Source organism: Leclercia adecarboxylata, from assembly GCF_006874705.1.
In the GTDB taxonomy this organism is placed as follows: Bacteria; Pseudomonadota; Gammaproteobacteria; order Enterobacterales; family Enterobacteriaceae; genus Enterobacter; species Enterobacter adecarboxylatus_C.
This window is the reverse complement of sequence record NZ_CP035382.1, coordinates 2249142-2263154: the sequence shown is the minus strand read 5'-3', so window position 1 is coordinate 2263154 and position 14013 is coordinate 2249142. Positions and strand designations below refer to the sequence as shown.

Sequence of the window (14013 nt, the reverse complement as noted above, 5' to 3'; positions counted from 1 at the left end):
CTTTTTTTAACCGGCTAACCGGGCCAGTATGGCGTTTCCTGATTCGGAGACAGCAGTGACGCGGGCTTCACGCCCTTGCGCCTGATACTCCAGGTGAATTTCAACATCCGGATCAGGCAAGACACCTGTTCCCTGCTGCGGCCACTCTACCAGGCAGATGGCATCGTTGGCGAAATAGTCACGGATCCCCATAAATTCCAGCTCTTCAGGATCGGCAAGGCGATAGAGATCGAAGTGATACACCATCAGGTTGTCCAGGGTGTAGGGCTCAACCAGCGTATAGGTCGGGCTTTTCACATTTCCCTTATGCCCCAGCGCCTGTAAGAAGCCCCGGCTAAAGGTGGTCTTCCCCGCGCCAAGGTCGCCATACAGATAAATGACGGTTGTGCCCTCGCAGGCCTGCGCCACGCGCTGGCCAAGATCTAAAGTTGCCTGTTCGTCGGGTAAAGGGATCACTCGATTAATCATTTTCTACGTCAATTATTTCCGGGTTAACAACACGCCGCAGCGTGTCAAAAAGATCGGTTGCCAGCATGCCGCGCGTGCCGTACTGGTCGGCCAGCCGATCGGCTGCTGTACCATGGGCGACGCAGCCTGCGCAGGCGGCATCATAAAGCGCCAGTTTCTGTCCGAGCAACGCCCCGATAATACCGGAGAGCACATCGCCCATGCCGCCGCTCGCCATTCCGGCATTACCGGCATCAATGATGCCTGACATCCCGCCCTCGCTGGCGACGACGGTGCCAGCGCCTTTCAGCACCACCACACCACCGTAACGTTTTACCAGACGCTGGGCAGAATGTAAGCGATCGCTTTCAATTTCTGCAACGCTGCAGTTAAGCAGGCGCGCGGCCTCGCCGGGGTGCGGCGTCAGGATGCGATTGTGACGTTTATCCGGGTTGATTGCCAGAAGGTTCAGCGCGTCAGCATCCCACAGCATGGCGTGGCGAAAATTCTCGACCTTCCGTAGCGCCTCTTTCCCCCACGGCTCCTGACCCAGACCGGGGCCAATCACCACCACATCGGCCCATTGCAGGCTGTCGTCCAGCGCCTGAATGGTGAGTTCGTGCACCATCAGCTCAGGCCGGGCGGTAACGATCGGAGCAATATTTTCGCGGCGAGTGAGGACGCGCACCAGCCCTGCGCCCGTCCGCAGTGCCGCTTCACCGGTCATGCGGATGGCCCCTGCAGTGCCGTGGTCGCCGCCGATAATCACCAGCCGGCCGTGATCGCCCTTATGGGATGTTGGGCGACGTGAGGGAAGCCACTGCGCCAGTTGCGAGGCGTCAAAGCGGTCGATCGCCGTCTCCTGCCCGGCCAGCCAGCCCTCCAGCCCGAGGGCGTTATGGTGCAATGCCCCGACCACATCCCGTGCTTTCCCGGTCAGCAGGCCGGGTTTAAGAGCAATAAAGGTCACCGTATGGTCGGCGTGAATGACTTCGCCGGGCGTGGCGCCCGTCTGCGCATTCAGCCCGGACGGGATATCCAGCGCAACGACAGGGGCCGGATGATGATTGGCATGAGCGATTAATCGGGCGACTTTATCGCGCGGCGCGCTGCGTAAACCGGTTCCCAGCAGGCCGTCGACGATCAGATCGACGTCTTCGGGCCAGGCCTTATCCGCGGCGTGGATAACCCCCGCCGCCTCCAGCCAGCTTTCCCGGGCTTTTGCCGCCTCTTCGGGAAGCGGTTTTTCGCTCTCCAGCGCCAGCAGCGTCACGGTCATACCGGCGGCCATCGCCAGGCGAGCAACGACATAGCCATCGCCGCCGTTGTTGCCATGGCCGCACAGAATCAGCCAGTGCCTGGCCCGCGGATACGTCGTGCGGGCAACGGCAAAAGCCGCCTCGCCCGCGCGCTGCATCAGCTCATAAAGCGTCATGCCGATGCTGTCCGCAGCCTCTTTTTCGGCGCGACGTAGCGCCTCCGCGGGCCAGACAGAATGTGGTATACTTGCGGGGTTTTTCTTCACAGTATGGTCCGTCATGTCACAGCCCCTCGATCTCAATCAGTTAGCGCAAAACATTAAACAGTGGGGCGCTGAGCTTGGTTTTCAACACGTGGGTATCACCGATACCGATCTTTCTGCCAGTGAACCAAAGCTCCAGGCATGGCTGGATAATCAATACCACGGCGAGATGGAGTGGATGGCGCGTCACGGCATGATGCGCGCCCGCCCGCATGAACTGTTGCCGGGGACCCTGCGCGTGATCAGCGTGCGGATGAACTACCTTCCCGCCAAAGCCGCCTTTGCCAGTACGCTGAAAGATCCTACTCTGGGATACGTCAGCCGTTATGCCCTGGGGCGTGACTATCATAAATTGTTGCGTAACCGGCTCAAAAAGCTTGGGGAAATGATCCAGCAGCAGTGCGCCACGCTGAATTTTAGACCCTTTGTCGATTCTGCGCCTGTACTTGAGCGCCCGCTGGCTGAAAAAGCGGGACTTGGCTGGACAGGTAAGCACTCACTTATCCTCAGCCGCGACGCCGGCTCGTTCTTCTTCCTCGGTGAACTGCTGATTGATCTTCCCCTGCCGGTGGATAAGCCGGTTGAGGACGGCTGTGGGCGGTGCGTGGCCTGCATGACCATCTGTCCCACAGGCGCCATCGTTGAGCCTTACACCGTCGATGCCCGTCGCTGCATCTCCTATCTGACCATCGAACTCGAAGGATCGATCCCGGAAGAGTTTCGGCCATTAATCGGCAATCGCATTTATGGCTGCGATGATTGTCAGCTCATCTGCCCGTGGAACCGTTATTCGCAGTTAACGGAAGAGGACGACTTCAGCCCACGTAAGGCCCTGCACGCGCCACCGCTTATCGAGCTGTTTGCCTGGAGCGAAGCCTGGTTTCTGAAGGTAACGGAGGGATCGGCTATTCGCCGCATCGGACATCTGCGCTGGCTGCGCAATGTCGCGGTCGCGTTGGGAAATGCCCCCTGGGACGAAGCCAATCTTCAGGCTCTGGAAAGTCGCCGAGGTGAGCACCCACTTCTTGATGAGCACATAGAGTGGGCGGTTGAGCAGCAGATCGCCAAACGAAACGCCTGCGTGGTAGAGGTGCAATTACCGCAGAAAATCAGGCTGGTACGGGTGGTGGAAAAAGGGCTCCCACGGGATGCATGATGTTTCCACAGGCTGTGAATAAAATTTAAAAGCCAGAAGTAGTCTGGGCCTGGCAGCAGGTCAAGTGATCGGCTTAACATTTTGAAATGAAATTTTCTTTATTATTTTCAACGAATTATAAAGTTACTATTCATCAGGCGAAGTATTCGCATATTCACTGAAAAAAGACAAAGCTGTGGATAAGTCTGTTAAGAAGAGTTTGTCAGAAATAAAACAAATCATCCCCGGCGGGGCTTTCCGCGGTGGATATCTGGAGGAGGAGAAAAAATTTGGAGCGGGAAACGAGACTCGAACTCGCGACCCCGACCTTGGCAAGGTCGTGCTCTACCAACTGAGCTATTCCCGCTTGGGTGGTGCGTATCTTGCGATACCTTTCAAATTTTGGAGCGGGAAACGAGACTCGAACTCGCGACCCCGACCTTGGCAAGGTCGTGCTCTACCAACTGAGCTATTCCCGCTTAATCTTCGTCTTTCAAGCCGCCACTGCGTTGGCTGCCTTCACTCACCTTAGTCACTTACTTTAGTAAGCTCCTAAGGATTCGTTCAGTTGCCGCCTTGTTGCAACTTGAAATCCTGCGATTGGTGGTCTTACTGCACAGCGAAAGATTTGGAGCGGGAAACGAGACTCGAACTCGCGACCCCGACCTTGGCAAGGTCGTGCTCTACCAACTGAGCTATTCCCGCAAAATCTGTGCTGTCGTAACGATGAATTCTCTGTCGTTACGGGAGGCGCATTATACGAGAAATCCTTTCTGCTGCAACCCCCCTAAAAGCGTTTTTTTATAAATTTAGTTCAAGTGCTGCAATATTCGTCATATTGAGCATTTTTAAATCGTTTTAGCCGCTTAGGCCCGGCAAGTGCTGCCCTGCCGGGCCTGTCGCTTATAATTTAATGAAATGTTCGCGGTAGTAAGCCAGTTCCGCCACAGACTCACGGATATCGTCCATCGCCTGGTGGGTGCCCTGCTTCTTAAAGCCATCCAGCATCTCGGGCTTCCAGCGACGGGCCAGCTCTTTCAGGGTGCTGACATCGAGATAACGGTAGTGGAAATACGCTTCCAGCTCCGGCATGTACTTAAACAGAAAACGGCGATCCTGGCCAATACTGTTACCACAGATAGGCGATTTGCCCTGCGGCACCCACTGCTTGAGGAACTCAATGGTGGCCAGTTCGGCTTCACGATCGCCCTGCGTACTGGCCTTAACGCGATCCACCAGCCCGCTACCGGTGTGGGTGCGCACGTTCCAGTCGTCCATCAGCGCCAACTGCGCGTCGGACTGATGCACGGCAATGGTGGGCCCTTCCGCCAGCACATTCAGGTTCGCGTCGGTCACCAGCGTGGCGATCTCAATAATGCGATCGCGCTCGGGATCCAGGCCGGTCATCTCCAGATCGATCCAAATCAGATTGTTTTCATCTGCACTCATGTTATTTTCCACCCTTCTCGTATAACCGGCCGTGGCAGGTTAACTAGTATTAATTAGTGTGTATCATAGAGGTTTTGCCCAATATGGGCGACCAGGAGCCAGCACGATTGAGTAAAAATAAACTCTCCAAAGGGCAGCAGCGCCGCGTGAAAGCCAATCACCAGCGCCGTCTTAAAACCACTTCGGAGAAGGTCGATTACGACGACAACCTGTTTGGCGAACCCGCGGAAGGCGTGGTGATTAGCCGCTTCGGTATGCATGCCGATGTGGAATCCGCCGATGGCGACGTTCACCGTTGCAACATTCGCCGCACCATCCGCTCGCTGGTGACCGGTGACCGCGTGGTATGGCGTCCGGGTAAAGCCGCAGCAGAAGGCGTGACGGTGAAAGGCATCGTTGAAGCCGTGCACGAACGCACGTCGGTCCTGACGCGCCCCGACTTTTACGACGGCGTAAAACCCATTGCCGCCAATATCGATCAGATCGTGATTGTCTCTGCGATCCTGCCCGAGCTGTCGCTGAATATTATCGACCGTTATCTCGTCGCCTGTGAAACTCTGCAGGTTGAACCGCTGATCGTCCTGAACAAGATTGATCTGCTCGACGGTGAAGGCATGGACTTCGTTAATGAGCAGATGGATATTTATCGCAAGATTGGCTATCGCGTGCTGATGGTCTCGAGCCGGACGCAGAATGGCCTGAAGCCGCTCGAAGAGGCATTGACCGATCGCATCAGCATTTTTGCCGGTCAGTCCGGCGTGGGCAAATCCAGCCTGCTGAACAACCTGCTCGGTTTGCAACAAGAGATCCTGACCAACGACGTCTCTGACAACTCCGGTCTGGGCCAGCACACCACCACCGCCTCACGGCTGTATCACTTCCCGCACGGCGGCGATGTGATCGACTCCCCGGGAGTGCGTGAATTTGGCCTGTGGCATCTCGAACCCGATCAAATCTTTAACGGCTTTGTCGAATTCCTCGACTATTTAGGCGAGTGTAAATACCGCGACTGCAAGCATGACAACGATCCTGGCTGTGCCATACGCGCAGCGGTCGAAAACGGTGAAATTGCGGAAACCCGTTTTGCAAACTATCACCATATTCTCGAAAGCATGGCGCAGGTAAAAACGCGTAAAAGCTTTTCTGAATCTGATGACTGACAACTAAGCTAAGCGTCGCTAAAATCGTCCCCTTTTTTCAGGTTCCGGCTGTCTGACAGCCGGATCAGGAACGACAAAACAATGGCCTGGAGGCTACCTTGTTAAACTCATTTAAACTTTCGCTTCAATACATTCTGCCAAAACTGTGGCTCACTCGCCTGGCGGGCTGGGGCGCGAGCAAACGAGCGGGCTGGCTGACGAAGCTGGTGATCGATCTGTTCGTGAAATACTACAAGGTCGATATGAAGGAAGCGCAGAAGCCGGATACCGCCAGCTACCGCACCTTCAACGATTTCTTTGTGCGTTCACTGCGCGATGAAGTGCGCCCCCTGAATACCGATCCGAACGTGCTGGTGATGCCTGCTGACGGCGTGATCAGCCAGCTGGGCGCGATTGAAAACGACAAGATCCTGCAGGCCAAGGGCCACAACTACAGCCTGGAAGCCCTGCTGGCAGGCAACTATCTGATGGCGGATCTGTTCCGCAATGGCTCCTTTGCCACCACCTACCTGTCGCCGCGCGACTATCACCGCGTGCATATGCCGTGCAACGGCATTCTGCGGGAGATGATCTACGTTCCGGGTGACCTGTTCTCGGTAAACCATCTGACCGCGCAAAACGTCCCTAACCTTTTTGCCCGTAACGAGCGCGTGATCTGCCTGTTTGACACCGAGTTTGGTCCGATGGCGCAGATTCTGGTGGGCGCGACAATCGTTGGCAGCATTGAGACCGTCTGGGCAGGCACCATTACGCCACCGCGTGAAGGCGTGATCAAACGCTGGACCTGGCCTGAAGGTGAAAACGAAGGCTCCGTGGCGCTGCTTAAGGGCCAGGAGATGGGCCGCTTCAAGCTCGGCTCTACCGTGATCAACCTGTTTGCTCCGGGTAAAGTGAAGCTGGTTGAGCAGCTCGAAAGCCTGTCGGTAACCAAACTCGGCCAGCCGCTGGCGGTTTCGACAGAAACCTTCGTGACAACGGATGCAGAGCCTGCGCCGCTGTCAGACGAAGAGATCGCTGCCGAACTCGAAGCCAGCCCGCTGGTTGATGACAAAAAAGACGAAAGCTAAGCAAAAGGTAGACTGACGTGCGCCTGATTATCACTTTGCTGATGGCCTGGTGCCTCAGTACGGGGGCGTACGCCGCTACGGCCCCCGACAGCAAACAAATCTCACAGGAACTGGAGCAGGCGAAGGCGGCGAAGCCCGCCCAGCCGGAAACCGTTGAGGCGCTCGAGGCTGCGCTGAACGCGCTTGAGGAGCGTAAAGGCTCTCTCGAGCGTGCCACGCAGTATCAACAGGTCATTGATAACTTCCCCAAACTTTCCCAAACCCTGCGCGCGCAGCTGAGCGATCTGCGTGAAGAGCCGCGCCAGGTGCCTGCGGGCATGACTTCTGACACCCTGAATCAGGAGATCCTACAGGTCAGCAGTCAGTTACTGGAAAAAACCCGCCAGGCGCAGCAGGAGCAGGAGCGCGCCCGTGATATTGCAGACTCCCTGAACCAGCTGCCGCAGCAGCAAACCGATGCCCGCCGTCAGCTCAATGAGGTTGAACGCCGGGCCGGGGCGCAAACCGGCAATAACGCCCTTAGCCAGGCTCAAAATCTGGGCATACAGGCGGAATCTGCCAGATTAAAAGCGCTGGTAGATGAGCTCGAGCTGGCGCAGCTTTCGGCCAACAATCGCCAGGAGCTGGCGCGAATGCGCTCTGAGCTGGCGAAAAAACAGGGCGAGCAGCTGGATGCTTATCTTCAGGCGCTGCGCAATCAGCTCAACAGCCAGCGTCAGCGTGAAGCAGAGCGGGCGCTGGAGAGCACCGAATTACTGGCTGAAAACAGCGAAAACCTGCCCTCCGGCATTGTTGAGCAATTCAAGGTCAATCGTGAGCTTTCGGCCGCGCTCAACCAGCAGGCGCAGCGTATGGATCTGGTGGCCTCCCAGCAACGCCAGGCCACTAATCAAACCCTACAGGTGCGTCAGGCGCTGAATACGCTGCGCGAGCAGTCACAGTGGCTGGGCTCCTCGAACCTGCTCGGTGAAGCGCTGCGTGCCCAGGTCGCCCGCCTGCCCGAGATGCCAAAACCCCAGCAGCTCGATACCGAAATGGCGCAGCTGCGTGTGCAGCGTCTGCGCTTTGAAGATCTGCTGAATAAGCAGCCACAGCTGCGTCAGATCCACCAGCCGGATGGCAAGCCGCTCACCGCCGAGCAGAACCGCATTCTGGAAGCGCAGCTCCGTACGCAACGGGAATTACTGAATTCACTGTTGCAGGGCGGCGATACGCTGCTGCTCGAGCTGACCAAACTGAAGGTTTCAAACAGCCAGCTGGAAGATGCGTTAAAAGAGGTCAACGAGGCGACTCACCGCTACCTGTTCTGGACCTCGGACGTACGGCCGATCTCCTTCTCCTGGCCGATTGATATTGTTCAGGATCTGCGGCGGTTAATTTCGCTGGATACTGTCAGCCAGCTCGGCAAAGCCAGCATCATGATGCTCACCAACAAGGAGACGATTTTCCCGCTGCTGGGAGCGCTGATTCTGGTCGGGTTCAGCATTTACTCGCGCCGGCACTTCACCCGCTTCCTCGACCGCTCCAGCGCCCGCGTCGGCAAAGTAACCCAGGACCATTTCTGGCTCACGCTGCGCACGGTCTTCTGGTCAATCCTGGTCGCCTCGCCGCTGCCGGTCCTGTGGATGACCCTGGGCTATGGCCTGCGCGAAGCCTGGCCTTATCCGCTGGCGGTGGCTATCGGTGCCGGCGTAACCGCCACCGTGCCGTTGCTGTGGGTGGTGATGATCTGCGCCACCTTCGCCCGCCCGAATGGGCTGTTTGTCGCGCACTTCGGCTGGCCGCGTAGCCGCGTGGCGCGGGCGATGCGCTACTACCTGATGAGCATCGGGCTTATTGTCCCGCTGATCATGGCGCTGATCATGTTTGATAACCTGAACGACCGGGAGTTTTCCGGCTCGCTCGGCCGTCTGTGCTTTATCCTGATTTGCGGTGCGCTGGCCGTGGTGACGCTGAGCCTGAAGAAAGCCGGCATCCCGCTCTATCTCGATAAAGAGGGCAGCGGCGATAACATGGTCAACCATATGCTGTGGAATCTGCTGCTTAGCGCGCCGCTGGCGGCGATTCTGGCAGCAGCCGTCGGCTATCTGGCTACTGCCCAGGCACTGCTGGCGCGTCTTGAAACCTCGGTAGCGATCTGGTTCCTGTTGCTGGTGGTCTATCACGTCATTCGCCGCTGGATGCTGATTCAGCGCCGTCGTCTGGCGTTTGACCGGGCGAAAAACCGCCGGGCCGAGATCCTCGCCCAGCGAGCGCGCGGCGAAGAGGAACCGGCCCATATGCTCAGCACGGAAGGAACCGTGGAGGTCGATGAAACTGAGCTGGATCTGGATGCCATCAGTACCCAGTCCCTGCGCCTGGTACGATCTATTCTGATGCTGGTCGCGCTACTGTCCGTCATTGTGCTGTGGTCGGAAATTCATTCGGCGTTTGGCTTCCTGGAAAATATTACCCTCTGGGATGTGACCTCGACGGTACAAGGGGTGGAGAGCCTGGAGCCGATTACCCTCGGGGCGGTGCTGATTGCCATTCTGGTATTTATCATCACCACTCAGCTGATCCGTAACTTCCCGGCGCTGCTGGAGCTGGCCCTGTTGCAGCATCTGGATTTAACGCCGGGTACCGGATACGCCATCACCACCATCACCAAATACCTGCTGATGCTGTTTGGCGGGCTGGTGGGCTTCTCGATGATCGGTATTGAGTGGTCTAAATTGCAGTGGCTGGTGGCGGCACTCGGCGTCGGGCTCGGGTTTGGTTTGCAGGAGATCTTCGCCAACTTTATCTCTGGCCTGATTATTCTGTTCGAAAAACCAATCCGTATTGGCGATACCGTGACGATCCGCGATCTGACCGGCAGTATTACAAAGATCAACACCCGCGCCACCACTATCAGCGACTGGGACCGTAAAGAGATCATTGTTCCCAACAAGGCGTTTATCACCGAGCAGTTTATTAACTGGTCGCTGTCGGACTCCGTGACGCGTGTGGTGCTGACCGTGCCGGCCCCGTCGGATGCTAACAGCGAAGAGGTCACGCAAATTCTCTATACGGCGGCCGAGCGCTGCTCGCTGGTGATCAGCACGCCAGAGCCGGAAGTGTTCCTGGTGGATTTACAGCAGGGGATCCAGATTTTCGAACTGCGTATTTACGCGGCCGAGATGGGTCATCGCATGCCGCTGCGCCATGAGATCCACCAGCTGATTCTGGCGGGCTTCCGTGAACACGGTATTGATTTGCCGTTCCCACCGTTCCAGATGCGTCTGGAAAGTCTGGACGGGCGTAAGACGGGAAGAACCTTGACGTCGGCGGCGAAGACGCGACCAGCGGGGAGTTTGTAATGCAAATGCCCGGCGGCGCTGCGCTTGCACGGGCCTACATGTTTCGTAGGCCGGGTTAGCGCAGCGCCACCCGGCGCGCAGTCAGGCGCGGTCTACGGTGAACGCAATCACATCACCCAGCTGCTCAGCGCCCAGCGCCAGCATCACCAGACGATCAACACCCAGCGCCACGCCGGAGCAGTCCGGCAAACCGGCTTTTAACGCCTCTAGCAAATTTTGGTCGATAGGTTGCTGCGGCAGGCCACGCGCGGCGCGCTTGCGGTTATCCTGAGCAAAACGCTGCTGCTGTTCACGGGCGTCGGTCAGTTCATGGAAACCATTCGCCAGCTCAATACCTTTAAAGTACACCTCAAAACGCTCCGCCACGCGGTGATCTTCAGTGCTGATCTGGGCCAGCGACGCCTGGCTTGCCGGGAAGTGATAGACAAAGGTCGGGCGATCTTTACCAATCTGCGGTTCAACGCCAAAGGTAAAGAGCAGCTGTAGCAGCGTGTCGCGATCCTCTTCAGTATCCGCAACATTGCTAAGATCCAGTTTTGCCGCCACTTCACGCAGCTGGGTTTTGTCCGCAGAGAGCGGATCGATCTCCAGATGGCGCTGGAAAGCCTGCTGATAAGAGAGGGTTTCGGCTTCCGGGCACTCCAGTACCTGCTGCAGCAGATCGTCCACTTCATTCATCAGGCGATACATATCGTAATGCGGGCGGTACCACTCCAGCATGGTGAATTCCGGGTTGTGGTGACGCCCCATCTCTTCATTGCGGAAACTGCGACACAGCTGATATACCGGCCCACATCCCGCTGCCAGCAGGCGCTTCATGTGGTATTCCGGGCTGGTCATCAGGTAGAGATTCATCCCCTGGGAGTGACCAGGGCCAACAAAACGGGTTTCAAACGGCACCAGATGAATATCCGTTACCGTCGCCTGACTCATGCAGGGCGTTTCCACCTCCAGCACACCGCGGTCCGCAAAGAAGCGACGAATCTCCGCCATAATTGCTGCGCGTTTTAACAGATTGGGGATGGATGCGCTCGGCTGCCAGGTGGCCGTTTCGCTCATGAGAATTTCTCCGATTTCAGACAAGGGGACGAAGTCTACTCGTAACCCATGGCGGAGACAAATTTTGCACAGTCAATTTTGGGGTTTTTATAACTACCAATAATTTCGTGACGTGATTCATCAATTGCAATGATAAATCGAGGGAAAGAACCGCAAAAAAATCGAACACGTCAAATTTCCCTCTCTTTCCTACGGCTATACTGCGTTACCCATAAAGGAGCAGTGGAATCGCTTTCGCATTTGCCCTCCCGGGCCGTGCACTACCTTAGGGTAGGTGAGATGCGAAATATCAAAAATCTGGAGGAATGTCGTGCATACCTTTCAAGCCGATCTTGCCATTATTGGCGCTGGCGGAGCGGGATTACGCGCAGCAATTGCAGCTGCCCAGGCTAACCCAAACGCTAAAATTGCCCTGATTTCAAAAGTCTACCCGATGCGTAGCCATACGGTCGCTGCGGAGGGGGGATCCGCTGCCGTCGCGCAGGATCATGACAGCTTTGATTATCACTTTCACGACACCGTAGCTGGTGGCGACTGGCTTTGCGAACAGGATGTCGTTGATTATTTCGTACATCATTGCCCGACGGAAATGACCCAACTGGAGCAGTGGGGTTGCCCGTGGAGCCGTCGTGATGACGGTAGCGTCAACGTGCGTCGCTTCGGCGGCATGAAGATTGAGCGCACCTGGTTTGCCGCCGACAAGACCGGCTTCCATATGCTCCACACCCTGTTCCAGACCTCGCTGCAGTTCCCCCAGATCCAACGCTTCGACGAACATTTTGTCCTCGACATTCTGGTTGATGACGGCCAGGCCCGCGGCCTGGTGGCGATGAACATGATGGAAGGTACGCTGGTTCAGATCCGCGCCAATGCCGTGGTGATGGCGACCGGCGGTGCCGGACGTGTTTACCGTTATAACACCAACGGCGGCATCGTGACCGGCGACGGGATGGGCATGGCGCTGCAGCACGGCGTTCCGCTACGCGATATGGAGTTCGTGCAGTATCACCCGACCGGCCTGCCGGGTTCCGGGATCCTGATGACCGAGGGCTGCCGCGGTGAAGGCGGCATTCTGGTCAATAAGGATGGCTATCGCTATCTCCAGGATTACGGCATGGGCCCGGAAACGCCGCTGGGTGAACCAAAGAACAAATATATGGAGCTTGGCCCGCGCGATAAAGTCTCTCAGGCCTTCTGGCATGAGTGGCGCAAAGGCAACACCATCCCCACCCCACGCGGCGATGTGGTCTATCTCGACCTGCGCCACCTGGGCGAGAAGAAGCTGCTGGAACGTCTGCCGTTCATCTGTGAACTGTCGAAAGCCTATGTCGGCGTCGACCCGGTTAAAGACCCGATCCCGGTACGTCCAACTGCGCACTACACCATGGGCGGTATCGAAACCGATCAGCAGTGTGAAACCCGAATTAAAGGCCTGTTCGCGGTGGGTGAATGCTCCTCCGTCGGCCTGCATGGCGCTAACCGCCTGGGCTCCAACTCGCTGGCCGAGCTGGTAGTATTTGGTCGCCTGGCGGGTGAGCAGGCCATGGCCCGCGCAGCAACAGCCGGAGCCGCTAACGGTGCCGCGCTCGATGCGCAGGCTACCGATGTCGAGCTGCGCCTGAAAAAACTGGTGAATCAGGAAGGGAGTGAGAACTGGGCGAAAATCCGCGATGAGATGGGACTTTCCATGGAAGAAGGCTGTGGTATTTACCGTACGCCGGAGCTGATGCAGAAAACCATCGACAAACTGGCTGAGCTACAGGAACGCTTCAAACGCGTGCGGGTGACGGATACCTCCAGCGTCTTCAACACCGATCTGCTCTACACCATTGAGCTGGGTCACGGCCTGAACGTTGCTGAATGTATGGCGCACTCCGCCCTGGCGCGTAAAGAGTCGCGCGGCGCCCACCAGCGTCTGGACGAAGGCTGTACGGAGCGTGACGACGTCAACTTCCTCAAGCATACCCTCGCTTATCGCGACGCGGACGGCTCTACTCGTCTGGACTATAGCGACGTGAAGATCACCACGCTGGCACCGGCGAAACGCGTTTACGGTGCAGAAGCGGAAGCAGCCGAGAAAAAGGAGACGGCGAATGGCTGAAATGCAAACTCTGAAAGTTGAAGTGGTGCGCTATAACCCGGAAGTGGACAGCGCGCCGCACAGCACTTTCTATGAAGTTCCTTACGATGAGCAGACCTCCCTGCTGGATGCGCTGGGCTACATCAAAGACAATCTGGCGCCGGACCTGAGCTACCGCTGGTCCTGCCGTATGGCGATTTGCGGCTCCTGCGGGATGATGGTCAACAAAGTGCCAAAGCTGGCCTGTAAAACCTTCCTGCGTGAATACCCGAAAGGGATGAAGGTCGAAGCCCTGGCTAATTTCCCAATCGAACGCGATCTGGTGGTCGACATGACCCACTTTATCGAAAGCCTGGAAGCCATTAAGCCGTACATCATTGGCAACCCGCGTACGCCGGATCAGGGGCCGAACAAGCAGACCCCGGCGCAGATGGCCAAGTATCACCAGTTCTCCGGCTGCATCAACTGTGGCCTGTGCTATGCCGCCTGCCCGCAGTTTGGCCTGAATCCCGAGTTTATCGGCCCGGCCGCCATTACCCTGGCACATCGTTACAACGAAGACAGCCGGGATCACGGGAAGAAAGAACGTATGGCGCAGCTGAACGGCCAGAACGGCGTCTGGACCTGTACCTTTGTCGGCTACTGCTCGGAAGTCTGTCCGAAGCATGTCGATCCGGCCGCCGCGATCCAACAGGGCAAAGTAGAAAGCTCGAAAGACTTTCTTATCGCCACCCTGAAACCACGCTAAGGAGT

10 protein-coding genes and 3 tRNA genes are annotated in these 14013 nt (G+C 57.1%); 6 read left to right on the top strand and 7 right to left on the bottom strand.

Going from position 1 to position 14013, the window contains the following annotated elements; translation table 11 throughout:
- Window positions 1-6: 6 nt before the first annotated feature.
- Both tsaE and nnr read right to left on the bottom strand, forming a co-directional pair.
- On the bottom strand, window positions 7-468 hold the full coding sequence (gene tsaE / locus ES815_RS11780) for a tRNA (adenosine(37)-N6)-threonylcarbamoyltransferase complex ATPase subunit type 1 TsaE (protein WP_142487950.1): 462 nt from the start codon (window positions 466-468) through the stop codon (window positions 7-9).
- The gene (gene nnr, locus ES815_RS11775; RefSeq protein WP_142487949.1) at window positions 461-1987 is read right to left on the bottom strand and encodes a bifunctional ADP-dependent NAD(P)H-hydrate dehydratase/NAD(P)H-hydrate epimerase; all 1527 of its coding nucleotides are present in this window, start codon (window positions 1985-1987) and stop codon (window positions 461-463) included. Before nnr ends, tsaE begins: the two co-directional genes overlap by 8 nt.
- Between nnr and queG the strand changes: the two genes are divergently transcribed.
- Window positions 1986-3125, top strand: a complete 1140-nt coding sequence (gene queG, locus ES815_RS11770; RefSeq protein WP_142487948.1) for a tRNA epoxyqueuosine(34) reductase QueG — start codon at window positions 1986-1988, stop codon at window positions 3123-3125. The two genes, nnr and queG, sit on opposite strands and share 2 nt — an antisense overlap.
- Window positions 3126-3395: 270 nt before the next feature.
- On the opposite strand, the gene ES815_RS11765 is transcribed toward queG, so the two are convergent.
- The 4 genes from ES815_RS11765 to orn form a co-directional block, all read right to left on the bottom strand.
- A tRNA-Gly gene (locus tag ES815_RS11765) sits at window positions 3396-3471 on the bottom strand.
- Between the two features lie 36 nt (window positions 3472-3507).
- A tRNA-Gly gene (locus ES815_RS11760) sits at window positions 3508-3583 on the bottom strand.
- Between the two features lie 150 nt (window positions 3584-3733).
- A tRNA-Gly gene (locus ES815_RS11755) sits at window positions 3734-3809 on the bottom strand.
- Window positions 3810-4007: 198 nt separating this feature from the next.
- Window positions 4008-4553 carry an oligoribonuclease gene (gene orn, locus ES815_RS11750; protein ID WP_142487947.1) on the bottom strand — a complete coding sequence of 182 codons (546 nt, stop codon included), beginning with the start codon at window positions 4551-4553 and terminating at the stop codon, window positions 4008-4010.
- Between the two features lie 107 nt (window positions 4554-4660).
- Between orn and rsgA the strand changes: the two genes are divergently transcribed.
- The 3 genes from rsgA (at window position 4661) to mscM (ending at window position 10121) form a co-directional block, all read left to right on the top strand.
- Window positions 4661-5713: a small ribosomal subunit biogenesis GTPase RsgA gene (gene rsgA / locus ES815_RS11745; RefSeq protein WP_185902403.1), complete on the top strand. Its 1053-nt coding sequence runs from the start codon at window positions 4661-4663 to the stop codon at window positions 5711-5713.
- Window positions 5714-5811: 98 nt separating this feature from the next.
- Window positions 5812-6780, top strand: coding sequence for an archaetidylserine decarboxylase (asd, locus tag ES815_RS11740; protein WP_142487945.1), 969 nt, complete (start codon window positions 5812-5814; stop codon window positions 6778-6780).
- A 17-nt stretch (window positions 6781-6797) separates the two neighbouring features.
- The gene (gene mscM, locus ES815_RS11735) at window positions 6798-10121 is read left to right on the top strand and encodes a miniconductance mechanosensitive channel MscM (RefSeq protein WP_142487944.1); all 3324 of its coding nucleotides are present in this window, start codon (window positions 6798-6800) and stop codon (window positions 10119-10121) included.
- An 81-nt stretch (window positions 10122-10202) separates the two neighbouring features.
- Here mscM and epmA read toward each other — a convergent pair whose 3' ends face one another.
- A complete protein-coding gene (epmA, locus tag ES815_RS11730; protein ID WP_142487943.1) occupies window positions 10203-11180 on the bottom strand; it encodes an elongation factor P--(R)-beta-lysine ligase in 978 nt (325 codons plus the stop codon).
- 310 nt (window positions 11181-11490) lie between these two features.
- Here epmA and frdA point away from each other — a divergent pair, with 310 nt between their 5' ends.
- Window positions 11491-13281: a fumarate reductase (quinol) flavoprotein subunit gene (gene frdA, locus ES815_RS11725; RefSeq protein ID WP_142487942.1), complete on the top strand. Its 1791-nt coding sequence runs from the start codon at window positions 11491-11493 to the stop codon at window positions 13279-13281.
- Complete coding sequence (locus tag ES815_RS11720; protein ID WP_039028428.1) at window positions 13274-14008, top strand: succinate dehydrogenase/fumarate reductase iron-sulfur subunit; 735 nt, start codon at window positions 13274-13276, stop codon at window positions 14006-14008. The genes frdA and ES815_RS11720 overlap by 8 nt, the downstream gene beginning before the upstream one ends.
- The last annotated feature ends 5 nt before the right edge of the window (window positions 14009-14013 follow it).

Coding starts and splice junctions, on each gene's coding strand:
- tsaE (WP_142487950.1), bottom strand. CDS start 468: ATGATTAATCGAGTGATCCCTTTACCCGACGAACAGGCAACTTTAGAT.
- queG (WP_142487948.1), top strand. CDS start 1,986: ATGTCACAGCCCCTCGATCTCAATCAGTTAGCGCAAAACATTAAACAG.
- nnr (WP_142487949.1), bottom strand. CDS start 1,987: ATGACGGACCATACTGTGAAGAAAAACCCCGCAAGTATACCACATTCT.
- orn (WP_142487947.1), bottom strand. CDS start 4,553: ATGAGTGCAGATGAAAACAATCTGATTTGGATCGATCTGGAGATGACC.
- epmA (WP_142487943.1), bottom strand. CDS start 11,180: ATGAGCGAAACGGCCACCTGGCAGCCGAGCGCATCCATCCCCAATCTG.
- ES815_RS11720 (WP_039028428.1), top strand. CDS start 13,274: ATGGCTGAAATGCAAACTCTGAAAGTTGAAGTGGTGCGCTATAACCCG.